Here is a 25,474-nt window from a genome sequence, read left to right as displayed (position 1 = left end):
ATTCTCTTTGCCTGCATATTATCCCTACCGTAAATAGAACTTCAGCGGCTCGATTCCAGCTTCTCGTATGCATTCGGCAACCAGCCTTGCGATCTTAATGCCGCCTTGCTCCGAAAAGTGGGTATTGTCTCTGGCTCCCTCCGGCATGCCGGGATATTCGTTTGCTTCCGCCCACATGAAAATGTTCTTCGTCCCCTCCTCGCCTAATTGCTCGAAGAACCGCTTGCTTGTGCCCGCCAAATCAATATACAGTACATTCTCTTCGACGGCTAACTGCCTCATCGCCTCGATATAATCGCCGTGCGTGTTCTGAATGTTTCCCTGCTCATCGAAAAATCGTCTGTGCATGGGAGAAACAAGAATCGGATAAACCCCGCGCCGCCTCGCCCCGTGAATATATTCCCGCAAATATTGTTCGTAGGTTGAAAAAGGCTTCGTTCCCCCTGCATTGTCTTTTTCATCGTTGTGGGCGAACTGGACGAGTAGATAGTCCGAAGGACGCAGCCTGTTCCATATTTTATCAAGCCGATTTTCATCGATAAAACTCTTTGAGCTCCTTCCCGAGCGCGCATGATTGGATACCGCAATGCTGGACGTGAAAAATTTCCCGATCATTTGTCCCCAGCCGGCGTACGGATATTGGCCGGAGGGCTGATCGGTCACCGTTGAGTCTCCTGCCAAAAACAGCGTGGGTATTGTCGGATCCCGTTCAATTACGATGGATCGGACACTCGGAGCCTCGCCGGAAAAAGCGAGCTTCAGCTGGCCGTTTTCGACATGAATCGCGAACGTCTCGTGAACAAACTGCCCGGTTGGTGTTTGGATATTATCCAGCATGATACTGCCAAGACCAGCTTTCACGGTCGTTGAAGACAGCGCATCCGCGCCGCCTAACGTGACCGATACCCTATAGTTGCCATACGGAACGTCCACAAGAAACGTTTTTACGGAAGGGATGAAGTAGTCGCCGGGCCAGGAATCCCGCAAATCCTCATTTTTGGATGGCCCCGCAGATTCGGCAAATCCGTGTCCCAAAGCCATGTCATACGAAACCGTCTGATCGATTCGGATAAAATCCGGTTTATCTTCTTCCGGGAGAAACGCAAATTTATAGTGAATCCTCATACCCTTTCGTCCTTTCGTTACCCGACCTTTTATAAAGGCTCTTGGGCAAGGTTTCAAATTCAGGCACGTCCACCAAATACAGATTCCCGTAATCATGTCCCAATTCCTTTCCGGCTGTGTACCCGGCTACTGAAATAGAATTGATATCAAGAACATATAGGAACGCTCTCTTGACCACAACCATACTTTTTTGTCTTCGGCATGGACATGGATTGGACTTTTTTGCAGTGCTTTGATTAATTTTCCACAATCATATTGAAACTCTTCCATGATTAGCGCAAATAGGCTGTGTCCGCAAACACAGCCCCCGCAAGTGTACTATTTCTTGATCGCTTTATACAGATCATTGATTTCTTTCACGTAATCGTCTCCGCCGCTTTTCTTCCACAATTCGACGGCAGCCTTAAAGCCTGCTTCATCGATCTGGCCGACGATATACTTGGTTCGCGCGTCACTGATCATGGTATCCAACTGGGCACCTTTTTGCGTGTATACATTCGATACAAGCGGTTCGGCTGGATTCGCAACGATGATTGGTTCGTTGGATTTTTGTACCTCATCCGATTTTTTTCGCACCGGAGTCGTCTTCACCGGCAGGGTACGGGTTTCCGGGATAAAGGCGACAAATTGATTGAAGCCTTCAACCTCGCCTTCCATCAAATTCGAATCCTTGCTCGTTTCAATGAAGCCTCCCTCCAATTTCGTGTAGTGCTTGCCTTCAATCCCACGCTCCGCCAATGTCGAGAGCTCTTGCTCATTCATTTTATCCAGGAAAGCAAGCACCCGGCGGAGCTCCTGCTCAGTTTTCACTCCGGTTTTGGAAATGGAAACCATTCCCGCATAACCCGACGTAGGAAGATTATGCAGACCTTTCGGTCCGGAAACAGCCCCGATGATATCCATAAACTGTTTATTAGGGGCATCCTTTCCCGCTTTCTGCAGCGCTTGATGGATCTTATCATCTAAACGCGCTGCGTTGTCCGTAACATCGACCATCGCGCCTGCTTGGTTGTTTATAATCGGATCATTATATTTCGCAGTATCCATGACGGCGAAATCGGCATTAATCAGTTTCTCGTCATAGAGCTTCTTGAAAAATCTCAGCGCATCCATATATTCCGGCGTCTCGTGAGCCGGCACCAGCTTGCCGGTTGCATCCTGACCCCATTTATTCGGAGCCCCGAACCAAATCTGCATAATATCGAAAGGCCCCGTAAATTTGGAAATGACCATGCCGTAAGTATCGTTTTTGCCGTTTTTGTCTGGGTCCTTCTCCTTAAATGCTTTTAACATATTGTAAAAGTCATCGATCGTTTTCGGCGGCTGCAGGCCTACATTTTCCAACCAATCTTTACGGTATACGATCCCGTTGCGTCCTAGCGGTCTGGAACGGTAAATGCCGTAAATTTTGCCGTCAATCGAAATATTGTTATTGACGATCGGATTGGCTTTGCTGAGATTCGGATAATCCTTCATGTACGGCCCGACTTCCCAGAAAGCGCCGGATCGGGCGGCATTGATAAAGGACGCGTTTTTTTCCTGGACCACCATAACCATCGGCAGCTTGCCGGAAGCCAGCGTAATATTGAATTTATCCGGATACGTATTGTTCGGCACCCATTCAAAATGAATATCCGTATTCGTAAGTTTTTCAATCTCCTTCGCTACCGGGCCGTCATCCTTCGGGAAAGCAGGTTTAAAGTTAGGGAGCATGATGCTGATGTTCATTGGCTCTTGCGCCACCGCGTCTCCTTTGTTGCCGCCGGCAGCCGTTTGTTTTCCGGAGGAACAGCCGATCATCGCTGCCAAGGATAAAGAAGTCAGGACAGCCGCTGCCATCCATTTTTTCTTTGCAGATAGTTTCGAATTCATTGTACAATCTCCCTTAATTTATTTGAAAAACATTATCCCTTGATCGAACCGATCAATACCCCTTTGGCAAAGTGCTTCTGCAAGAAAGGGTAGACAAGCAAAATCGGAATCGTGCCGACAACGATCACCGCCATTTTGATCGTTTGCTCCGGCGGCTTCGCAAAGTACGGATCCATTTGAGACATATCGCCCGCACTTTGCGATAGCATGACGATTTGTCGGAGCATCACCTGCAAAGGCCATTTGGCCGCGTCGTTGATGTAAAGCAGCGCCGAGAAGAAATTGTTCCAATGCCCAACGGCATAAAAGAGGGCAAAGGTTGCTAATACCGGCTTGGAGAGAGGCAGAACGATTTTCCACAAAATACCGATCTCGGTACAGCCGTCGATCTTAGCCGATTCCTCCAAACCCGGCGGAAGCTCCTGAAAAAAGTTTTTAACAACGATCAGGTTGAAGGCGCTGATGGCCCCGGGTATAATCAGAGACCAATAGGAATCCAGCATCCCGAGCCCTTTGACGACCAAATAAGTGGGAATCAGCCCCCCGGAAAAAAGCATGGAAAAAACAACAAGATTAAGCACCGAATTGCGGCCCATGAGCTCGCGGCGAGCTAACGGATAAGCCATGGTGACGGTAAAAGCCAGGTTAACCAGCGTACCGACGACGGTTACACCGACTGATACGAGGATACTGCGAAACAGTGTGCTCGAAGAGAGAATATATTGGTAACCAGACATCGAGAACGTTTGAGGAATGAGAAAAAAGGACCTTTGAGTCAGTTCTGCATCCGTAGCAACCGAGCCGGCGAGTACATAGAGAAACGGCAGCACGGTGAGAACAGCGAACAGGGCCAGCAGCGTATAGTTCAACCCGTCGAAGAGAATTCCTGAAACCGATCTGTACTTTTTGCCCATAAGAAATCCTCCCTTCTTTAGTAAATGCCGGACTGACCGAACTTTTTGGATAACCAGTTGCTGCCTAATACGAGAATGACGCCGATAACCGATTTAAACAGACCGACCGCGGTACTATAACTGAACGCCCCTTGAGTAATACCCATGATATAGACATAGGTATCAAACACATCCGCCGCTTCTCGGTTCAGTGCATTCGTCATTAGATAGATTTGCTCGAAGCCGTTATCCAGCACATGGCCCATCCGCAGTATTAGCAAAATGATGATCGTGCTCCGGATGGAAGGTAGCGTAATATGCCAAATTTGGTGCCAGCGGTCTGCCCCGTCAACGACGGCCGCCTCATACTGCTCCACATCAACCCCCGCCAATGCGGCCAAGAAGATAATCGTTCCAAAGCCGCATTCCTTCCAAATCGTTTGGATGATGATAAGCGGCTTGAACCACTGGGGTTCGGCCAGGAAGTTGATTTTTTGACCGGAATATTGGAACAAAAACTCATTCACGACGCCGCCCTCAGTCGTCAGCATCACATAGCTGATGCTCGCCACGATGACCATGGAGATGAAGTGAGGCACGTAGATGAGCGTCTGAATCGTCCGTTTATAAAAAGAAATGCGTATTTCGTTCAGCAACAGCGCGAGAACGATCGGTGCCGGAAAGAAAAAGACCAGATTATATAAAGAAAGCACCAGCGTATTATTCAGGAGTCTGAAGAAATCGGGATTTTGAAAAAAATTATGAAAATGCTCCAGCCCCACCCACTCGCTGTTCCAAAAGCCGGTGAAAGGCTGATAGTTTTTGAACGCAAGCGCAACGCCCCACATCGGGACATATTTGAAAATCAAAAAATAAAGCAGTCCGGGCATCATCAGGATATAGAGCCACTTGTCTCTTTTAAATCGCCTTAGCACTCTTCCTTCGGAAATTTTCGTATGCCCGCCGACTCGAATACCGCCGTCGGATGAACTCGTTATGATCCGGCTCATCGGTTCATCTACCCCCAATTGTCCTTAGTTGTATGAATTGCGCGCTGACCGGTCGACCACGGTGCTGCAACCTTATTATGTACCGCTGCAATTTTGATTTCCATCGGACATTTTTGTTTATTACGTTCCAAGCGATTATCTTCTATTGCACAAATTAGCACTTTGTTGAATTTCCACAGATATCGCTTTTCAACTGCATAACTTAAGTTCTACGAACACGTTCGCGGTACTGCGTCGGAGTTACGCCTTCAAACTTTTTGAAAAGGCGGTTGAAATAGCTGTGCTGGTATCCGACCTGTTCGGCGATATCGAAGATCTTCTGCTCGGAGTCGCGTAGCAGCGCTCTTGCTCTCTCCATACGCAGGTCAGTTAAATAGTCAATGAAATTTTTCCCCGCTACTTGTTTAAAGGAGCGGCTTAACAGAAAGGCGTTGGTGCCGCAATATTCCGCGCATTCATCCAAGGAAATGTCCCTCATGTAATGCTCTTCGATAAATCGGATGGCCTGGTCTACGATTTTTTTGATCTTATAGTCCGAGCGGTTTTCCATCTCCTCCATGAACGGCCTGATGATCTGTTTAACGAACCACTGCAGGATTTGCTCCGACTCACGAAGCTCGGATAGCTGCTCGAACCGGTTGATCGGTGACAGCAGCTCGTTCGGATTCAATCCGGACTGCATGATCTCACGCTCCAGCGTGCCGAGCAAATTCATTCCCCCTTGCCGCACATCAAGATCGGTGGCGCCGCCCTGGGTCATTGCTTCCAAAAAGGCTTTAATTTGAAGCTCCGTTTCTTCCAGTTTGCCCGTACGCATCGCTTGAATAATTTCCCTTTCAACAGCAAACGGGTACTGGGAACCTGGCGTTTTCTCCCGTCCGCGCAGAAGTTCCACATCGAGGATTTGATTATCCGTATCCCATTTGCGGTAATTAAGCGCCAGCCGCGCTTCCTCGAAAACCCAAGGAATATGTTTGACATCCGTACAAGTGCCGCCGACGATAACCGTCGCCTGCAGTTTAAGGATTCCGTTCAGCATCTGGATGAGAGCTTCCCCCAGATCGTACAGGCTATTCTTGCCGTCAAACTCTTGAGCATCAAGTTCAAGCAGTACACCTACCGTCAAATCGTGAAAGTTGATCACTTGGCACTGCCCGAATCGCTCCTCTGTCATTTCTTGCGCAATGTTAGCCTCAGCGAAGCTGACAAGCCCCTCGTCTCCCAAGGAAAACCGGCCCTGCATGCTCGCTTGCGTCATACCTAACACCCGGATGAACAGCACCTGGTACCGGCATTCTTCCACCCTCCAGCCATACTGTCGCATCCGTTCACGCAGCTCTTCCTCAGCGTACGAGAACAAATATCCTTGGACCAGCTGATATAAGAAGCCTTGGCGAACCTGCGGAAGCTGGGTCTCGAGCTTGCTTTGCAGCGCCGTGCTTTGCCGGGTTAAATGCTGCCACTGCTCCTCGATCACTTGGAACTCGTCCTGCATCAGGACGGACGACGTCTGTTTGCCGTAGGAAAGCAGACCCATCAGCCTGGCCATAGGGGAATAGATCCGCCTGGAGGCGAACCAAGCCAACGCCGCTGCCAGCAGCATGCCTGCGCAGCTAATCTGCATCACGAGCTTGGACAAAAACACGACAGGCCTGGTTATGGCATCGATTGGTGCCGCGGATACATAGATCCATGTCGTACCAATCCGCTCGAACTTACCGAAGGAAACGGAGTATTTGTTATGGTCCCCATTCCATATAAAGGAAGGCGTACCGACCGGATGGTGCAGCACTTCGGACCTTAACTCCTGCAGTAAAGCAGACGAATCGCCTGTCCCTGTGGAAGCCAACAGCGTTCCATCCTCCTGCATCAGGAATGCCTCCCCATCCTCGTAGGGTGTTAGCGTTTTCAACAAGTCCTGCAAACGTTCCCTATTCGTACGGGCAATGAGAATACCATAGGGTGCCATGGTACCGCCCGGCATTTTGTGTACAAGCGCCAAATCCGGCTTTTCCCTTATTCCCAGCCTGGAAGGCAGCAGCGTCCAATAAACGGGGGGACCTTGCTTGAGCAGCGTCTCGCTCTGCTTCCACTCCTCGGAATCGGGAGGGAGCAAGTTATATTCAGGGGAGAATTGAATGGGGGTAGTTCCGCCCATATAAAACTCCAGCTTTGTCGTCAGCGTCATTGAGCCTTCCATAATGATAAGAGTTTTGGTAATATCCCGGGTAATGTCAAATTTGCGATTAAAATCAGTCTCAAGCAAGCGGTAGTCTAAGAGCGGCTCGAACGCCAAATGGGACATGGTCAGCTCCGAGTGGTCAAACTGCACACCTAAGCTTTCTGCCCGCCTTGTAATTTGATTTTTGTGGAGTTGGACCAGTTCTTCTTCGATTCGCCCGCCCGCAAACCAATACATGAGGAAGCCCATAATCAGACCGGGAATCGATGTAATGAGCAGGATGAGCACTAAGCTTTTCCTGTAAAACATACCTTTTCCTGGAGTAAATATGGAATTAAATATTTTGTGTGTGAATTTTACCCATTTCTTCACGCGACCCCACCTCTTTACCTGTGTCATTTCGACTTCTTGCGTTTCATACCGTCGATATATCTGAACTTCATCTGAATTCAATATGAAAGAAAAGCCCCCCGTACGTACCCTACGGAAGGCCTCGAGAGGTATTGTCATTTATATCGATTGACTGAGGTACCTCCGCAGTTTGATCGTCTCGATACCCGCCAGCAGTACGATCCCGATACCGTGAGTATCGTTCAATTGCCAAGACAGCTCGTCTTTATAATAGAGCTTGTTGTATGAATAACCGGAACCGCGGCATACGCCATACACGTTGCCATGCTTATCGATGCAGGCCCGGGCGAGGCCGTCCCAGCCATGAAGCACGGCCTGAACGTATGGCTGCGGTTTAGCCAGCCACCCGAAGCGGACGCCGCGGGCAAAGGCATAGACGAACATCGAAGTGCAGGAAGCCTCCGCATACGATTCCGGATCGGTCAGCACTTGGTGCCACAATCCCTCCGAATCCTGCAAACGCAAATAACCTTCGCAGAGCTCCCGGAAGAAGCTCAATACTTCATCGCGGAGTTCGTGGTTTTCGGGCATCACTGCGAGGAGCTCGGTCAGTGAAAAAAGCACCCAGCCGTTTCCCCGCCCCCATGGAACGCCGTTCTGCCGATTGAATTTATAATCATAGACGTGGTGCATAATCTGCTGCTCCGGCATAAACAAACGCTGCTTGTACAGCAAAAACTGCCTCGCCGCATCATCCAAATACGCGTGATCCCCCGTCATCTCGTAATACCGGCACAAGAACGGGGTACTCATGTATAAGTCATCACACCACATCGTATTCTTCATAAAATCGGTCGTGCCCCGTACCCGGTACAAAGCGCCGTCCGGCAAACGGTCCTGCACGTGCGCAATGTAATACGCAATCCGGTCCGCCGCACCTTTCGCCCCTTTCAGCTCCCGCTGCTTGTGCGTCTGCAGCATCGTGGCGCCGAAGGAACCGCAGTCGTCCAAGCTATCGATCAGCGTAAGCTGATGATTCATGCCTGGAGCTCCATATTGCTCTTGGTCCCACAGCGAATAAGCGTCCAAAGCGGTGCTGCTTTCAATGAAATCGGCAACGTAATCGATATAATGGGAATTTCCGAGTACTTTCCCCGCTTCCAAAATGCCGTAGAGCGTAACCCCAAGCGGGTAGTTCCATTTGCCGAACATCGCGTTTTCCAGGTACGGCCTGACCCAGGCATCAGGCTGATCGGCGCGCCAGAACACCGCTTCGCCGCTCCGGCCGAACAGCGAGTCCAATCGGGTAATGTTCCCGGCTTCTGGTGCCGCGCCGTCCGCAAACGGTCCGAGATAAAGCCACGGCTCCCTTAGCCCTTCCACCGGATAAGGCTTCGTCCACCGGATAACATCATTTTGCGACAGTGGTTCAAACGAGATTCCCCATTGAGTACCGAAACATGTCGATCGGATCACCAGGTCTTGGGAACCGAAAGAGGGACGCAGCGGAATTTCAAAAGCTCCCTTATCCTTACCTTCGCGATGCACCGGCTCACCGTTCAAATAAGCGGTGAACGGCCCGTCGTGCGTACCTTTCAGTACGACATTCTGAGGCTCAACTCCTGAAAATTCGAGCTTGGACCATGCGAAAGCCTGCTGCCCCGGGTTACTACTCCCGCAAACCCGCGCAAAGCAGCCTTGGCTTGCCTGGTCTTCAGACCAATCCCGTTCCGGAAACCAACGGCAGTCTGCCGCCGACTCGGACATGCCGTCACCCGGCAAAATCGACCAGGCTGCATCTTGAGGCTCACTGTATATCCAGCCTTCTTGTCCGTCCCTTACTGGTGCAGGTGCCAGGAAGTGCAGCGGGAAGCCTTTGACGGACCCCGTACCGAAGCGTCCGCCGCAGCCTGTACCGGTCTTGACAAATTCCAGTACAAAATGGTTCCACCCTTTGCACAGCTTAGTGCGAAAGCCGGTCTTCCGATCGGGAAACACATCATCGTTCAAATTCGATTGAAACTTCAGCTCACCGCTGACAAAGACGCGGACGGGACTAAAGCAGCTTACGCTGAAGGGCACATCTGCTTCCTGCTCGCTCCACAGCTTGCCCCACACATAGACAAACTGTCCTTCCTTCAGATCCTTGAGCTTTTGGGCCAGATCGATCTCATACCGATAGTCAGTGTCTCTGCGAAAACCCTGCTTGTTATACGTCCGGTAAACCGGAGGCTGCTTCGGATGCGCGCCGATGAATCTGCCTGCAACAGTGGCCAGAATGTCCTGCGTCCGCCCGGCGGCTTTCTTCACTATAGAATCCTGTTCGTCAAAATAAGGCAGCATGTGCGTTACCTCCCATTGGATAAAACTTCTCCACCTGGAAAAAGCGTGGAGCTATAAAGTCTTTTGCATTGCGGCAAAGGCCTGTCCGAGACCGCCGCAGTCGTCAAATCCCATTTATTAATGAATAATAACCAAGCTTCCTTCCGCTAACAATCATACTTTTTTGTTTCAGGCGGTTCCCGGGCTTGCATTTTTTTGAAAGATTCGTACTTTTTTGTCCACAAAAGATTGCAAGGGCAGCATATATTTCCTATTGTTGGAATGGTTCGCATCTATTACGTTAAAGGGGTCACTTCGTGATCATATAATTCAGGAGGTTCTAACATTGAAGCAGAACAAACGGAAATGGAAGAAAAGAATGAAGAATACCGGTCTATGCCTGCTCGGCTCTCTCCAAATCGCAGCTTTATGCGCCCCTCTGCAAACGGTTGCAGCCGAATCGGTGCCAGCAGCGACGGCACACGAGAAACGCCAGATGGAGTATTTGGATCGGGGACCGGTAGCGGTCAAAGTGGATGGCGGCGTGTTTGTCAGCTGGCGTCTGCTGGGCACCGATCCGGCCGGCATCTCCTTTCATCTTTACCGCGACGGAAAGAAAGTGAATAGCGATCCGATCGTCTCCAGCACCAACTATCTTGACGCCGACGGCACGGCAAACGCCGTGTATACCGTACGGGCGATCGTAAACGGCAAGGAGTTGCCTGCATCCGATAAGGCAAGCGTTTGGGGGCAACAATACCTTGATATTCCCCTACGCAAGCCGGCAAACGGAGTAAATCCCGACGGTTCTACCTACACCTACAATGCTAACGACGCCAGCGTCGGTGATGTAGATGGCGACGGACAGTATGAGCTTATTCTGAAGTGGGATCCTTCGAACTCCAAGGACAATTCGCAGAATGGTATTACAGGTGAAGTGTTCGTGGATGCTTACAAGCTAGACGGGACCTTCTTATGGAGAATTTCTTTGGGCCGGAATATTCGCGCCGGGGCTCACTATACACAGATGATGGTCTATGATTTGGATGGCGACGGAAAAGCTGAGGTGGCCTTGAAGACAGCCGACGGCACGGTTAACGGCGCCGGCAAGATAATCGGCGATCCGAATGCCGATTATCGGGATGCTACCGGCCGGGTGCTTTCCGGTCCGGAGTATCTTACCATGTTTGAAGGCGCTACCGGGAAAGAACTGGTATCGGTGCCTTATGAGCCTGCCCGTGGCCAGGTAACCGATTGGGGCGATGGCTATGGCAACCGTGTCGACCGGTTTCTCTCAACCATCGCCTACCTCGACGGAAAAACGCCGAGTCTCGTCATAGCCCGCGGATACTATGCGAAAACCTCGTTAGTGGCATACAACTGGAGAAACGGCCAACTGACCAAGCAGTGGACATTTAACAGCAACGGCAACAAGGCATATGAAGCCCAAGGGAATCATAGTCTAAGTGCGATCGATGTGGACGGTGACGGAAAAGACGAAATCGTTTACGGGGCGATGACCTTTGACGATAACGGCCAAGTCCTCTACAGCACCGGTTTGGGTCATGGAGATGCGCATCATGTAGGGGATCTGGATCCCGACAGACCGGGGCTGGAAGTTTTTAAAGTCATGGAACATAAGGATTCCCCTTATGGCGCAGCGGTTTGGGATGCTGCTACCGGGCAGGTACTGTGGGGAGTATACACAGGAAAAGATACGGGACGAGGCATGTCAGCCGATATTGACCCCAGATTTAAAGGCGAAGAGCAATGGGCTTCCAATGGAGTGGGCTTATACACCGTGAAAGGTACAAAAATCAGCAGCACCACGCCATCGTCCATTAACTTCGGCATTTGGTGGGACGGCGATTTGCTCCGTGAGCTTCTCGATCACAACTACAATTCAGCCATCGGGGCAGGTCCCGGCAAGATCGACAAATGGGATTATATAAACAGCAAGACAGACAATTTGCTGACAGCTGAAGGTACATTATCCAATAACTCGACCAAAGGCACTCCTAGCCTGCAAGCCGATATTTTAGGCGACTGGCGGGAAGAGGCAATCTGGAGAACGGCCGACAGCAGCGCGCTGCGCATTTACACAACGACGGCTGTCACCGAACACCGTATCCCTGCGCTCATGCATGATCCGGTTTACCGCCTTGGCGTTGCTTCGGAGAACGTAGCCTACAACCAGCCCCCGCATACGAGCTTCTATCTGGGCGAAGGGATGACGCAGCCTCCGGCTTCGAACATTAATGTCACTTATCCAGCAGACGTCCGCGTTACTCCGAACTCTCTAAATCTCAAAAGCAATGGCGGAGATCACTCCGTAACAGCGAAAATTGATCTGCCTGATTATGCCGGAGCCACAGCTGTCGGAATTAACTCGGTAACCTTGAGCGTAAATGGCGGCACGGTACAGGGGGAAAACACGAAGGGAGACAGCTCGAAGGGATTCACGGTTAAATTTGACCGTCAGCAGCTCAATCAGGCGCTTTCGGGACAAATCGGCGAGGTGGAAGTAAAGATTACCGGACAGTTGGAGGACGGCAGCCAGTTTATCGGCACTGACCGCATCCTAGTGCAGTAATTTTGGGTATCGATAAAAACAGGGACATGCGACGGCTATGCCGCCCATGTCCCTGTTTTTATTAACCTTTGTCATAGGCGCGCTTCAATATCCGATAAACGATTTCACTGACATTGCATTAGAATTTCCAGTCCGACTTTCGGCAGGTTTTGAACCAAACTACCGTGTGTGCGCTGAAATAACCACCCGGGAGGCGGTTAATGGTTATTGAAAGTGTTTAGCGACTAAGGAGTAACTACGAATACGAATGGTACCTGATGTTGGGGAGAATATGTTTTTCTTTTACCAACTGAGCTAACAGTTTTCTGGCGTATCTTTCACCAACCCCAAGGCCAGCCATAACGTCTCAGGGAGTAATCGGCTTGCCTTCTCCCAGAGCCAAGCGGACGACTTCCCGCTCACGGAAGTCCAACTCCACTTGGAGAGAGCCATCCTCCCGCCCGAACCAAATTCCCATCATATGCAGGATCCTTTGCTGACAATGGCGGGGCTTCTCTTTGACTTCGTCGTAGACGAAACGTACGACTTTCCAATTGTCATACACTAAATAGGTTTGGCGGTTGATATGATCCACATGCTGCCAGCGTGTCATATCTCGGCAATGGGTACCATAGCCGTCGATTTCGATCGCTACTTGATGCGGATGCCGGATATACGCAAAATCGATAAAGCGGCGGCCATCCTTGAAATCGTCTACCTCATATTCCGGATGGAGATCCTCCAATGTACCGACCGCCGGCCACCAGACCTGCTGCAGAAACGCCTCATACTCCGCCTCAAACGACATGTCCGCCACCTCCGAATTTTTGTAACAAAAAAGCCGCCGTCCCAGAATCGGACGAGGCGCTTGAGGGCGTCCCGTACAATCCAAAAGGATCAGCGGCGTGTGCTTCACGACGTATTATAAAATAGTATATCTCATTTGGAACCGTTTGGAAAAAGTTTCTTGTAATCCTTCCATGTATTCTCCTAACGATGTCTTCCATATTCAAGAAAATAAAGCTTCAAAAACCCTTAATTTTGCTGAAGGTAGCTTTTCGGATTTCCCTCTTTTTAAAATGTAGCGCCCTAATCAGGAAGTAATTTACATTTTTTAATGGTGTGCCCAACAACGCTGTGATACCGCGTTGTTGAGTGTGATCGCCCCTAGCGGCGCAGTCAAGTGCCGATCTAGCAATGTTCGTTTGTAAAGGTCAGGTACTCCTCTAAGAGAGCGTCAGAGCGGAGCACGCCCTTGGAAAGTAAAGATATCACACGTTCTACAGTAAATTTTTGCCCCTTGATCGATTATTATACTTCTTTCTTTTCCTCTACAAAACCATTCAGGCCTTGTTTTTTCAAGTCCTCAGCCACAATGCGGGCAAGCTCTGTCGCTCCTGCACGATTTGGATGTAAAGTATCTCCTTTCATATAAAGTGCAAGTGTAGCTTCCCGACCGATGGATGTAAAGTAGGCCGAACTTAAAACATTAAGGTCTACCAATGGAACATTCTCTTCTTGAGCTAATGCCAGAATGGAATGTCTATACCATCTGTTCACAGAAGTATGTACGCCTTCTGAATTAAAGTCCGTTGCTCTGCCTTGTGGAGTGGATAAGACAACCGTTGCCCCTTTAGCCTTAACTTGTTTAACCATATCACGCATGATCTCTTTAAATTCGGCTTCGGTTGTGTTATTTTTTGGATTCGTGTCATTAATTCCTAATTGCAATATAAAATAATCGCCTGGTTTAATGTATTTCAGTAAAGCTTCCAGTTGTCCATCATTCCGGAAGCCTCTTGCAATCTGGCCGCCTGAAGCCATATTTCTAACTTGGAAGGCATCCGTGTCAACAAATTGTGGAAGCAATTGTCCCCATCCGGCTTGCACGCTGCCGGATAATGGATAGTAGTTGCAAACAGTCGAGTCTCCACCTATATAGATCGTTCTATTCGTAACAGGATGATGAGACAACTTATTAATTTCGAGGGCGCTTAGTGTAAAAGCCGTGCCCACCTTACCTTCAGTTACAAGGATATTTAATTGCCCGTCAGTAATAGGAATTTGAAATGAATCTGTTGCCGAGTTACCTGTCATATTGATGATTTGATAAACTCCTTCAGCTGCAATGATGGCCCTTGCTGTGTTTCCTAATGTGACCTTAACCTCGTAAAGTCCATTTGGAAGATCCACATTGAATGTGTTTGTGCTTTTCGTGCCATAAGTTACAAACTGAACAGCATCACTTGCAGCGCCCGTTCCGGACGCTGCAACATTCCGCATGTTTTCCGGCGTATTAAAGCCATAACGTGTCTTCTCGTTATATTTATCAGAAGCGCTAACACCAATATACCCTTTTTCTACACTTCCGGCACCAAAATCAAACTTGTAATTGCTTGGTTCTGCCTTCACAGGCAAACTTGCCATGCCGCCAAGGATTATAGTTGTCATAAGAATAAAGCTTAATGCTTTTATTATGCCTTTTTTCACTAAAAAGCCTCCCTTAAATAATAATCCAAATCGCGGATTCCTTCGCTTACCAATTCGGATATTCGCCAGGTGCAAGCCATAAAAATAACGACTTGGTTTCCTCTATACCCACCGAGTTATATAACTGAATGCTTCTCGCATTCAAATCGAGCAGAGGGACGTGCCAATAATTGGTTGATTCTTTTTTTAATCATTTGTTACCTCCTGTTCTGGGGTGGGGACTAATGAATAGGATCGTAAATTGAAAGCGATCACAACCTCCTCTCGTCTACATATCTCACCTCCTTGTGGGATAGATTATATCACTCGATTTAATTATCCAGCATTAGGAAATTCTTGTACGAAGCAGAGTTTACAGATTGACTTTGTTGATTCGATTAGACTTTTTTGTAACATCGATTTCTACCCGCGCTTCAAGATCCGTACGCCGTAAGAAGGGATTTGGCATTGTGATTCGGTCTTCGCCCCAGTAAGCAGGTCTACGTATTCCTGAGTGTCAAGTGCTGCCGTCTGTTCCGCTTCTCGCCACAAACGTACCGCCGTTCTGCACAAAACGTTCGATCCTCTCTCCGACGCCCGGACGCACCATATACAACATAGAGGCGATGAGCAGCTTGTATTTCGAAAAATCCTGATCCATATCGATGAAATCTACAGGAACGCCCAACGGGTTTTAGGGCTCAGCAAAAATAGTCAATGTATGCAAAAAAGTCCGAATATCTCTTGAGAATCCGATTGCCCACAGCGCAAGAATGTTCAATTGACCACCAAATGTAAGCGCTTTAGTATGTACAGTAACCTGTGATAAACAATGCAGGAGAACGGCCAAAATACAATTGACGGAGAGGGGTTTAAGATGTCTATTTCCAAAGGTTTAATTAAGCGTCCGACAGCATTTATGAGCAGCACAGTTGTTTTATTGACATTTTTGTCAGCATGCAGTTCAAGCGGTTCGAGCCCGGGCCAGCCCGCATCCGGACAGGCTAACAGTCAAACCCGTCCGTCTCCGATGGAAATATCCGTTATGATGCCTTCCTATTCAGCAGAACTGGCGGACAAAGACAGCCCTATTTTGAAAAAGTTAAACGAGCTGACGAATACCGTAATCACACCGATTTGGGTGCCGGCCACCACCTACGAGGATAAGTTCAATATTACCCTAAGCTCCGGCAAGCTTCCGACGGTCATGGTCGTCTTATCCAAGACGTCGAGCTTCATCAGTGCCGTTCAGTCCGGAGCCTTCTGGGAAATCGGCCCGTATTTGAAAGATTATAAGTACTTAAGTCAGGCTAACCCGGTTGCATTAAACAATTCTTCCATCAACGGTAAAGTCTACGGCATATACCGATCGCGGCCTCTCGGCCGGAACGGGATCGCTTTCCGTAAGGACTGGCTTCAAAATGTGGGACTGTCCGAACCGAAAACAGTAGATGATTTTTATAATATGCTGAAAGCGTTCACAGAAAAGGATCCGGATAAGAACGGCAAAAATGATACCTACGGAATGGTTATCTCCAAAAATGCGACGCCGTGGGATGCTATGGCGACCTGGTTTGGGGTGCCGAACAAATGGGGGATCGAAAAGGATGGGAAACTGGTTCCCGCGCATTTGACTCCGCAGTATATGGAAGCGCTAAAATTCTTCCGTAAGCTGCATCAAGAAAAACTAATTAACCAGGACTTTGCGGTTTTGGAATCCTCCAAAGTGGACGAGCCCGTCAAGAACGGACAGACCGGGGTGGCAGTGACCGTATTAGACAACGCGCACCGCCTGCAGGACGAATATACCAAACTGCATCCCGAAGCAAAGGATGTCTTTGATGCGATTGGAACGGTAACAGGCAAAGACGGAAAGCAGCATGTTTTGCCGACATCCGGCTACGCTGGCGTTCTGGCCATTCCCAAATCCAGCGTAAAGACCGAAGCGGAGCTTAAGCGGGTGCTCACCTTCTTTGATGCGCTGAACGCGCCGGAAAATCAAACGCTGGTCTGGGCCGGCATTGAAGGGCAAAACTATACGAAGGAAAAAGATTATATGATTCGCAGCACCGATAAAGCCATTCAAAAAAACATTCAGGACATCAATCAAATGCAGATGGGAATTCCGTCGAATTCATACTTAGATGTAGAGCAAACCCCTCTTCGCTTAAAAGAAGCAAAACTTCAAACCGAGAACGAAAAATTTGTTGTCGACAATCCGGCGGAACCGTTAATCTCCAAAGTGTATTCGCAAAAGGGTGCCCAGCTTGACAACATTATTGCAGATGCCAGAGTTAAATTTATCGTAGGGCAGCTCGATGAAAAAGGCTTCAATCAGGCGGTAGAATTGTGGCACAAAACCGGTGGGGACGATTACATCAAGGAAATTAACGACATCTATGCGCAGACGAAGAAGAACTAACGACTTAAAGGAGGCTTGGTGCACGTGGAAATAGGTTCAAAGGGAACGGTTTGGCCATCGGAATGGAAAAGCTATCACGACCCGGTGACCGGTGTACCCGTTCGTCAGTTAACCCAATACAAAACGCATAGTCACCATTTATATTTTACCGAGAACGGATGGTACGAGAACAATAACCGGCTGCTCTTGATCTCCGATCGGGGAAACCAGGCAAACTTATACAGTATGGATATGAGCACCGGCGAAATGACGCAGCTCACCGATTTGAGATCGCCAACGGACGATTTAAGCGCTTGTCTGAACCCGGAAGAAACCAAGGCCTATTTTAAAAATCAAAACCAGGTCGTAGAACTTGATTTACGAACTTTGCAGGAACGGTTTCTATACGAATGCCCCGAAGGCTTCCATACCGGACAATTAAGCTGTACCGCCGATGGGAAATATATCGTGACTGCGATTTCCGAAAACCTTTCCCAGCGGATCCGCATCGATCTCGGCAACGGGTATGTCGGTCATCGTGAAGTGATGGAAGCGGGTCCCCTCTGCCAAATCATTAAAATATCGGTGACCGAGGCTGCTGCCGAAGCCGTGCACCAAGACCGCAGCTGGATCGGGCATATCAACGCTTCACCTGCCCTTCCGCATTTGATTACGTTTTGCCATGAAGGTCCGTGGAACTTGGTCGACCACCGCATCTGGGGATGCGACCTGCGAAACGGCGCGACATGGAAAATCCGGGAACGTACACAGCCGCTGGAGAAAGTTGGACATGAATATTGGCTCGCCGACGGGGAGAATTTGGGCTACCATGGGTTTCGCGAAGACGGAACGGGCTTCTGGGGCAGGATCAAGCACGATAACACGGAAATGGAAGAAGTAGAGTTTTCCTTTCGCAATTGGCACGCGCATTCGGACGATTTCTCCCAGGTTATCGTGGACGGGCGTTCTCCATTAACGCTTATGATCTACTGGAAACGTGTAAATGGCGTTTTAAGCGCACCCAAAGTGTTATGCGAGCATCGATGCAGCTTTCATTCGCAAAAGGTTCACGCTCATCCCCGCTTTAGTCCGGACGGCAGAAGGTTGTTGTTTACAAGCGATATGAACGGGTACGGAAATCTCTATCTGGTCGATATTCCCGTTGATGTCGATCAATTGCCGAATTACGAGGGGTAATCACTTAATCATCCATCCCTAAGCCGAGAAAGAAGACGTTGTTGCCTTGGCCTGGGTATTGTCTCATTCGGCCGTCACCTCACCGATTATTGCCATCAAGTTGCAAAGAATGCAGGAAATCGCGAACAATGAATTGCCGGCCGGCGTCAATATGGCGGAATGGGCGCTCGCCTGGTGCCTCAAGCATCAGGCTGTTACAAGCGTAATCCCCGGCTGCAAAAGCCCTGAGCAGGTACAAGCCAACGCTAAGCTGCGGAATTTGATTTTGTAAGCGACGATCATCCGTCCGCATGGAAAGAAACGAATCGCGTGTAAGAAAACCCGTGCTGAAGACTTTCACCCCTTATTCAATGCACTCCCAAGCGCACAAATAGGACAACCAGAGATCTCTGGTTGTCCTATTCATACGAAGGTCAACACAAAACCTGGTTAACCTTCAATAATCATTAATTGGCAGCACGATATTCTTTTAAATACATTTCCATTTTGTATGGATTATTGCAAGCCGAATTTTTTCATTCACTACTCACATTTGTTAAGTTCCTACTTAGTTGTAGCACAATAGCTGAACGGGTCCGATTAAACCGGACGGCAAAGACTTTTGATCGTATCGGTTGGCCAAACTGTTTGTAACCGAAATGCGGAACACATTTTCTCCCGAAAGCAGTTCATCTTCAATGGAGAAAACATAGGGGCTCCACATTTGCACGCCCGCCTCTTTGCAATTCACCCATAACCGGACCAATTCGTGCGCTTCCCCTAGGTTAAGCAGGATTTTGCTATATGCCCCCGCTTGCTCCAAGCGAAAGCTTCTTTCATAAATGATGGTCCCTGAGAAATGCTCCATTCCTTCCCATTCCGTCCAGGAAGAGAGGGTTTGAACTTCATTCCCTTCCTGAAGACGCCAGCCATCCGACAAATCGATCGTGTCCACAAGCTCAAATGAAGGTTCGGAAACCGGCACAGCCTCCTGCTGCGGATCGACGACGATAAGCAAGCATTCCCGGCGCTGAATTTGGAAGCTTATTTCCGCTCCGTCCTTCTTACGGCTGACCGGCACGTTTTCAACAGCTCCTGTCCAAGGATGCCACATTTCCGTTTTTCCGCATACATTAATTTGCAGTTCGCCTTCGTAAGCGTCTTCCCCTTCATTCACTACTACGTAAAAATGAATGCCAGCCTTCGTAACATGGCTAATCCGGATCGAATCACTGGAAGGGACGAGTCTGGGATCCTTGCCGAGCAAGCCCTCAAGCAGCTCCGGAATTTCCTTCACGGCACCAACCCGCCGCTGACCAATTTCTTCATTTGAAATTGTCCCGGTCTCATTGTCGTCCACTTCAATCACAATCCCACCCTGCCGGACAAACTCACGGAGCACATTCCAGGTCTCCGGACTGAATAAACTGCCGTTCTCGACCAATACAGCTCTATACTTCTGCCCAGCAATTCGAATTGTACCGTCCTGCAGCTCACACGTCGTTCGGAGAATTTCTTCTTCGAGGTAGTTGAACTCTACCTGATTCTCGTAAAATGGCTTAACAGACTTCCAAGGAAGACGGGACTCCTGGGCCAATACCGCGACGTCCGTAATGTTCAAGCTATCCGTCATCAACCAGCTCATTCGTTTGATATATTTGGAGAAACGATGATATTCCGGCCACCAAATATTGTTCGGACCGACGTCAGGCGGGCGCTCATCGCGCCGTTCATCCCGGATCGAATAATAGAAAGCGTGAGGGGAAATCAAATTCACCCCTCTGATAAACAACCAGTCCAAATACCATTTCATCTCATCGGCCTTGAGCGCCCAGCTGCTTTCTTTGCCGCAAACGCCAAAGCATTCGTTCAAATTACGCCGTCTCCCCCGATGGCGAGCAGAATCAGCCGAACATTTTCCAAGTGTGCTGTGAGGTTCTGTTAACGATTTATCGTCCTCCGGTGCGATAAACCGCCAAACGACATCCTGGCCGGGAATATGGAAATAGGTAAGCAGCCCAATATCGTCGCTTGCGGCCGGATGGCCGGTCAAGGCAATGCCGTGATTCTCACACCACTCATAAAGCTGCTTATAATAAGTCTTCGTCAATCTGCTGTAAACCGAGTTCTCATAAAGGCTGCGGATTCTCCCCGTTTCCTCACCGGCATCGAACCAAAGAACGGGCAGATCTTCGGGTTGGTTTCCCCCTTCAAGAAATTCGTTCAGAAAATCCGTTGTCCAGGGCTTCAGTCCTTTTACATGTCTGCGTCCCAACAGATCCGGCTCGTCCGTGAACATGGCAATGACGGTGGATCCGAAATAAGGCTTTAATTTCTCGTAGTACTTCTCGTGAGTAAGTGAAATGAAGGTTTGGATTGCTTCCGGATTTAGGAGGTCTGCGGCCATCGGCGCATCGGGTTCACCGTCATCCTGACCGAAATGAATGCCCCGGATTGTCCCCTTTGAATAGGTATCGATAAACACCAATACTGACCATTGTCCTTCCCGGGGCGGCGTAAATCGAACACCGTCTTCGCTGCTGTCAAGAATGAGGAAGGATTCCCCCGGTTCAATCTCCTTCTCGGATTTTTTACGGACAGCTTGAACCGAAATAATACGATCGCCGGGCGATAGTGTCAACTTGATTTCCACAGGAGCTTGTCCCGTACACGGGTACTCCGCCATCCGTAATCCACGGCTTGCAAATTCCGTATTCCGCTTCACTACCAAGCCATTGGCCGCCCCTGAAGGATACATGCCCTCATCATATAAAATGACCGACATGCCCAATTGTGCGGCTTCCTTCACGGCAGCCTCAACAAAGTCCATAAATTCATCCGACAGGTAAGGCTGAGATTGCGGCAGCCCCATACGTGGATGAAGAACAAAGCCCGATACACCTTTCGCATGAAAATCATGAATTTGTCTAACAATTTCTTCCCTCGACAGCTCATCGTTCCAGAACCAGAACGGAATCGGCGTGAACTCATCAGATGGCTCGAGGAATTGAAGTTTCAATGTTTCCAACACGATATGCACCTCTTTACGGTAAATAGATTTGACTGCCACCTTCTACCTCTATAATCTGATTATCTACATTTAGCCAAACAGATGATGCAGAGGGATTATATACAAATTGACATGAAGCCGAGAACTTAAGACTCTGAAAAGCGTTCAAATAATCTACGATCTCCAGATTCGTTGCATACCATATATCCTGCCTATTGCTGATATATTCGCAGAATCCCTCTATTATTTCCCAATTATTATCGAGATCGAACTCATAGCTGTGACCCCATACATACATCATGTATACATATTGTGTTTTATGCAGGCCCACAAAGCTCTCCGCCAGATTCATCAAGTTTGATTTATGATGGCATGTAGGCCTCCACTCCATCAAATCATCAGGCATAGAAAACTGTCCCGTACTTTGAACTGCTCTTGCATACTCAACCCCTAGATAAGGCAGCATATCTTTAATTTGTTTGTTAAAAGAACCGTTCGGATAAGATAAGCCCCTTACCGTATATCCCACCAAGTTTTCCAGCCTTTTCCTATCTTCAAACATTTCTTCTATAATTTGCTCTTTAGGACACCTTGCAATGGTAGGATGTGTCGACGTATGCGCTGACACTTCGTGTCTCTGATAAAGGTCTGCAACCTGTTCTTCAGATATACGATCACCCGTGCCGAGTAAACCTGAATTAAGATGAAAAGTTCCCTTTATTCCATAATTGTTAAAAAGCTCGACAAGCCTCATGTCTGCAGCTTTGCCATCGTCATAACTCATCGTTAAAACTTTATGTTTTCCTTGCGGGAAAGTCATCATGATTTTGGACATACAATCACCTCACCCGATTCTTTAATCGCCTCCGCCAATATCTTGGCGATCCGCCTCGCACCCTTGTCTGTGAAATGCGTACAATCCGTACCGTTAACGGAAATCATGAACAGATTAACGGCTTCGTCGTACCCTATGGAGCTGTAATATTCCAAACTTATGGTCATCAAATCGACCAGCTGAACCTTTTCCTCTTCGGCCAGCAGCTTCATTGCGATACAGTAATCCGGGAAATCGTTGATAAATGTCCCATCTTCATAATGAAGTCTCGCCATTGGCGTGATGAAAATCGGGGTGGCCCCTCGAAGGCGCGCGTTGTCGATATACATTTTCAAGTAGTGTTTATAAGTAGTATAAGGCTCTGTATACCGTTCCGGCTTGCTTGTGGTAGAATCGTTATGTCCCATTTGCACAAACAGGTAATCACCTGGCCCGATTTCCTCGAGAATCGCTTCGAGACGTCCTTCTTCCACAAAGGTCTTCGAACTTCTTCCCCCTATTCCCCGGTTATGGAAACGGACTTCCGAATTGAAATACTCTGCGATAAATTGCCCCCATCCTGCTTGTGGAGCCCAATCGGCCGTATACTCCTGAACTGTGGAATCCTCGGCAAGATAAATATTTATGGTTTCTTCTCTGACATCCAGCCAACCTCCCAACTCTTATTGATTGTTCTTACTTAATAAGGTAACCTAAATGCTGCTTAACTTCATTAAGACAATTTTGCTTTATGTGTTTTATGGAGGGTATCCCACCGGATATATTTCCCGCCGATGGGTAATGGAAATGGGACCGGATCATCAACCGTACCCTTACCTTCACCAATTTCCGTATAACCCGCTCTTCCAATACACGGCACCCATACCGATCGCAACACCTATTCCACTTTATATCCGAGCAGAATGGCGTTATTAAGTTGGCGACCGGAAATCGGCGGATGCGACACGGCTTATATCTTCGGCCATCTGACGAATCACTATGTAATCGTTTTCGCTGTAAGAAAAATGAACGTTCAGCTCAGGCACTCCAAATTCATCCGTTTTCTTGGGGTCAAGACTAACGCGGTTGTAAAACCTGGACTCAACGAGGCCCCTTCGGGCATAAAGTCGGAGTAATTTCTTTTTTTCAGCTCATGAATCAGTTTCCTTACTTCCCCATCCCCATCCCCCGCCGGAACGACTATTAATTAAAGCGTCCTTAATTTGTACCCATGCAAGATAAGGCTCTACTTCTGGAAAAGCATCTGTCATAGGAAGCACCATCGATTGGACAAAATTGGCCGGGTCAAGAGCAAAGCGTAAATGGGGAGAATTGATCGTCTGAAGAATATCGCGTAGCCGCTCCCCGTTATTTCCATAGAGATCCTTCTCATTTTCAAGCATGAGTATGATCCCTTCCCGTTCGGCGGTCCGGGTCAGCTGTTCGATTCTTTTGATAACTTCATCGCGGTACTTCCCTATGTTCTCTCCCTTGGGAATATAAAAAGAAAAAATTCGAATAAAGGGAGTATCGAAAAATTTGGTAAGTTCAATAGCCCTCATAAATCCCTTCAAATGAACTGTAAAATCTTCTGTTATGTAGCTTTTTCCAATCGGCGAACTGATACTGTGAATATGAAAACCGCGCTGCTCTATTCGTTTTTTAACCTAGATTTCGCAGTTGAACCTCAATAAAATTGTCAATAGAAGTTGAAAAGGTGCGCCAGATCAAGGAAAATGGAAGTTATCGAGACCACCATAGACCCTTGAGAGGAGCACCCATAAGGTGAATATTAAACGAAATGTATCCACAAGTAAAGAGATGAATGTAGAGTTTTCGCTTCCCAATGCCACAACATTTGGCGGGGCACTCCCCGTGTTAACCTATATGAAAAAATTGAAGATTGAGAATCACTTTGCCGATGCGCTTACGTTTTCAAAGGGACCCACGGCTACGTATACGTTGCCTCAAATATGCCTGACCCAAGTTGCAGGAAGACTGCTTGGAAAGGAACGCATTTGTCACTTCGAAGAGATGGAGAAGGATACGTTTTTGGCTAGAGAACTAGGTCTTGCGGGCGGCAAATTACCCGACACGACGATCTTATACAGAGACTTGGATCGTTTCGACTCTGATGAAAAAATTCAGATGCTTAAGCTTGTCAATGATCAGGTGAACTTGCGACAACTGAAGAATCAAAAGACGGTTATTCTGGATTTCGATTCTTCCGTAGAGACGCTCTATGGTCACCAAGAAAAAGCCGCTGTAGGTTACAATCCAAGAGATCATGGGAAAGCAAGTTTGCACCCGCTGCTCTGCTTCGACGGTGTCAGCCATAACGCCTTGAACTTTGAATTACGTGCCGGTAATGCCTACACGTCAGATGGCACACCCGAAATGCTGGAAGATACTTTGAACCGTCTGCCTGACAACATCGAAACCCTTTATTGCCGTGGAGACAAGGGATTTGGCAGCGAGGAGATGTATGCGGCATCTGAAGGGAAGATGATCGGCTATGTCATCAAGATGAAACGTAGCAATCCCTTGTTCAAACTGGCGCTCAGCAGACCATGGTGCCGATTTTATGAGGGAACTCACATTATCGAATACACGGAGTTTGAGTACCAAGCGAACGGTTGGAGCATTCCCCGCCGCATTCATCATTGCTGTTCGTACCAAAGAAGTCGTGGACGAGGATCAAATGGCCCTTTTTCCAGAGTATGGCTGGGAATACGAATGGATCGTCACCAACCTTCTCTGGGAGGGAGAAGATATATGGCGTTTCTACAACCATCATTGCGGGATGGAAAACTACATCAAGGAAGCGAAGAACGGCTTTGCCTTAGACGCCATCACCAATGACGGTTTTTACCCAAATGCTGCTGATGCCATGTTGAAACTCATTGCTTACAACGTATACCAAGGATTTAAAAGCGAGGTTGCGCCAGACGCAGCAAAGTGTTACACAGTCTCTCGCATGAGAAGGGTCTTTTGGATCATACCAGCGATACTTGTTTCGCATGCAAGACAATGGACGCTTAAGCTGTGGGATGGCTTTGCAAAGAATGCGTTGTGGATAACCATGCTACAACGATCCCGTCACATCACCTGACGACAAACGACAACTGGAAACGAAGTTGTAACCCCTTGCTGGGAGGGGAAGCTATACCCTTTATAGGTTCATAACCCAAATTCATAATCCAAATTTGCATGCTTTTGGCATTTTCCTTGTGGATAATGTTATGCACATCCTAAGTTATTCACAGTGCGAAATCTA

Annotated in this window: 16 protein-coding genes and 3 pseudogenes; 6 read left to right on the top strand and 13 right to left on the bottom strand. The window is 48.4% G+C overall.

Going from position 1 to position 25,474, the window contains the following annotated elements; genetic code table 11:
- Positions 1-24: 24 nt before the first annotated feature.
- The 6 genes from G519_RS0124060 to G519_RS0124030 form a co-directional block, all read right to left on the bottom strand.
- Entirely contained in the window at positions 25-1,125 is a 1,101-nt protein-coding gene (locus G519_RS0124060; protein ID WP_029196871.1) for a rhamnogalacturonan acetylesterase, read from the bottom strand.
- Between the two features lie 318 nt (positions 1,126-1,443).
- Entirely contained in the window at positions 1,444-2,997 is a 1,554-nt protein-coding gene (locus G519_RS0124050) for an extracellular solute-binding protein (RefSeq protein ID WP_029196869.1), read from the bottom strand.
- Between the two features lie 32 nt (positions 2,998-3,029).
- A complete protein-coding gene (locus tag G519_RS0124045) occupies positions 3,030-3,911 on the bottom strand; it encodes a carbohydrate ABC transporter permease (protein WP_029196868.1) in 882 nt (293 codons plus the stop codon).
- Positions 3,912-3,928: 17 nt separating this feature from the next.
- Positions 3,929-4,900 carry an ABC transporter permease gene (locus tag G519_RS0124040; protein ID WP_051253635.1) on the bottom strand — a complete coding sequence of 324 codons (972 nt, stop codon included), beginning with the start codon at positions 4,898-4,900 and terminating at the stop codon, positions 3,929-3,931.
- Positions 4,901-5,102: 202 nt separating this feature from the next.
- Entirely contained in the window at positions 5,103-7,454 is a 2,352-nt protein-coding gene (locus tag G519_RS0124035; RefSeq protein ID WP_244280203.1) for a helix-turn-helix domain-containing protein, read from the bottom strand.
- A gap of 138 nt (positions 7,455-7,592) precedes the next feature.
- Positions 7,593-9,776, bottom strand: a complete 2,184-nt coding sequence (locus tag G519_RS0124030) for a glycoside hydrolase family 88/105 protein (RefSeq protein WP_036633694.1) — start codon at positions 9,774-9,776, stop codon at positions 7,593-7,595.
- Positions 9,777-10,134: 358 nt separating this feature from the next.
- On the opposite strand from G519_RS0124030, the pseudogene G519_RS44310 reads away from it, so the two are divergent.
- Positions 10,135-12,012, top strand: a pseudogene (locus G519_RS44310) (rhamnogalacturonan lyase); the annotation flags it as partial.
- Positions 12,013-12,694: 682 nt separating this feature from the next.
- On the opposite strand, the gene G519_RS44305 reads toward G519_RS44310, so the two are convergent.
- The 3 genes and pseudogenes from G519_RS44305 to G519_RS49230 all read right to left on the bottom strand — a co-directional run.
- Positions 12,695-13,135 carry a DUF559 domain-containing protein gene (locus G519_RS44305; RefSeq protein ID WP_051253634.1) on the bottom strand — a complete coding sequence of 147 codons (441 nt, stop codon included), beginning with the start codon at positions 13,133-13,135 and terminating at the stop codon, positions 12,695-12,697.
- Between the two features lie 503 nt (positions 13,136-13,638).
- Entirely contained in the window at positions 13,639-14,778 is a 1,140-nt protein-coding gene (locus tag G519_RS0124015; protein WP_409372022.1) for a rhamnogalacturonan acetylesterase, read from the bottom strand.
- Between the two features lie 562 nt (positions 14,779-15,340).
- Positions 15,341-15,481, bottom strand: a pseudogene (locus G519_RS49230) (beta-galactosidase trimerization domain-containing protein); the annotation flags it as partial.
- Positions 15,482-15,673: 192 nt separating this feature from the next.
- Here G519_RS49230 and G519_RS0124005 point away from each other — a divergent pair.
- The 3 genes and pseudogenes from G519_RS0124005 to G519_RS49225 form a co-directional block, all read left to right on the top strand.
- The gene (locus tag G519_RS0124005; RefSeq protein ID WP_029196863.1) at positions 15,674-17,218 is read left to right on the top strand and encodes an extracellular solute-binding protein; all 1,545 of its coding nucleotides are present in this window, start codon (positions 15,674-15,676) and stop codon (positions 17,216-17,218) included.
- 24 nt (positions 17,219-17,242) lie between these two features.
- Positions 17,243-18,394, top strand: a complete 1,152-nt coding sequence (locus G519_RS0124000; RefSeq protein ID WP_244280202.1) for an oligogalacturonate lyase family protein — start codon at positions 17,243-17,245, stop codon at positions 18,392-18,394.
- Positions 18,395-18,485: 91 nt separating this feature from the next.
- Positions 18,486-18,709: pseudogene (locus G519_RS49225) on the top strand (aldo/keto reductase); the annotation flags it as partial.
- A 232-nt stretch (positions 18,710-18,941) separates the two neighbouring features.
- On the opposite strand, the gene G519_RS0123990 reads toward G519_RS49225, so the two are convergent.
- The 4 genes from G519_RS0123990 to G519_RS44300 all read right to left on the bottom strand — a co-directional run bounded on the left by G519_RS0123990 (position 18,942) and on the right by G519_RS44300 (position 23,852).
- Positions 18,942-21,443 carry a glycosyl hydrolase gene (locus G519_RS0123990; RefSeq protein ID WP_307720108.1) on the bottom strand — a complete coding sequence of 834 codons (2,502 nt, stop codon included), beginning with the start codon at positions 21,441-21,443 and terminating at the stop codon, positions 18,942-18,944.
- Complete coding sequence (locus G519_RS0123985; RefSeq protein WP_029196859.1) at positions 21,418-22,218, bottom strand: polysaccharide deacetylase family protein; 801 nt, start codon at positions 22,216-22,218, stop codon at positions 21,418-21,420. The genes G519_RS0123990 and G519_RS0123985 overlap by 26 nt, the downstream gene beginning before the upstream one ends.
- Positions 22,203-22,877 carry a rhamnogalacturonan acetylesterase gene (locus G519_RS0123980; protein WP_127528037.1) on the bottom strand — a complete coding sequence of 225 codons (675 nt, stop codon included), beginning with the start codon at positions 22,875-22,877 and terminating at the stop codon, positions 22,203-22,205. The genes G519_RS0123985 and G519_RS0123980 overlap by 16 nt, the downstream gene beginning before the upstream one ends.
- A 471-nt stretch (positions 22,878-23,348) precedes the next feature.
- A complete protein-coding gene (locus G519_RS44300) occupies positions 23,349-23,852 on the bottom strand; it encodes a sugar phosphate isomerase/epimerase family protein (protein ID WP_084160308.1) in 504 nt (167 codons plus the stop codon).
- Positions 23,853-23,982: 130 nt separating this feature from the next.
- Here G519_RS44300 and G519_RS44295 point away from each other — a divergent pair, with 130 nt between their 5' ends.
- Both G519_RS44295 and G519_RS53650 read left to right on the top strand, forming a co-directional pair.
- A complete protein-coding gene (locus G519_RS44295) occupies positions 23,983-25,059 on the top strand; it encodes a transposase (protein ID WP_036633693.1) in 1,077 nt (358 codons plus the stop codon).
- Positions 24,971-25,309: a transposase gene (locus G519_RS53650; RefSeq protein ID WP_369073757.1), complete on the top strand. Its 339-nt coding sequence runs from the start codon at positions 24,971-24,973 to the stop codon at positions 25,307-25,309. Before G519_RS44295 ends, G519_RS53650 begins: the two co-directional genes overlap by 89 nt.
- The last annotated feature ends 165 nt before the right edge of the window (positions 25,310-25,474 follow it).

Source organism: Paenibacillus alginolyticus DSM 5050 = NBRC 15375, from assembly GCF_000422905.1.
In the GTDB taxonomy this organism is placed as follows: domain Bacteria; phylum Bacillota; class Bacilli; order Paenibacillales; family NBRC-103111; genus Paenibacillus_E; species Paenibacillus_E alginolyticus.
The sequence above is the reverse complement of the archived record's forward strand: the minus strand, read 5'-3'. Positions and strand labels throughout refer to the sequence as shown.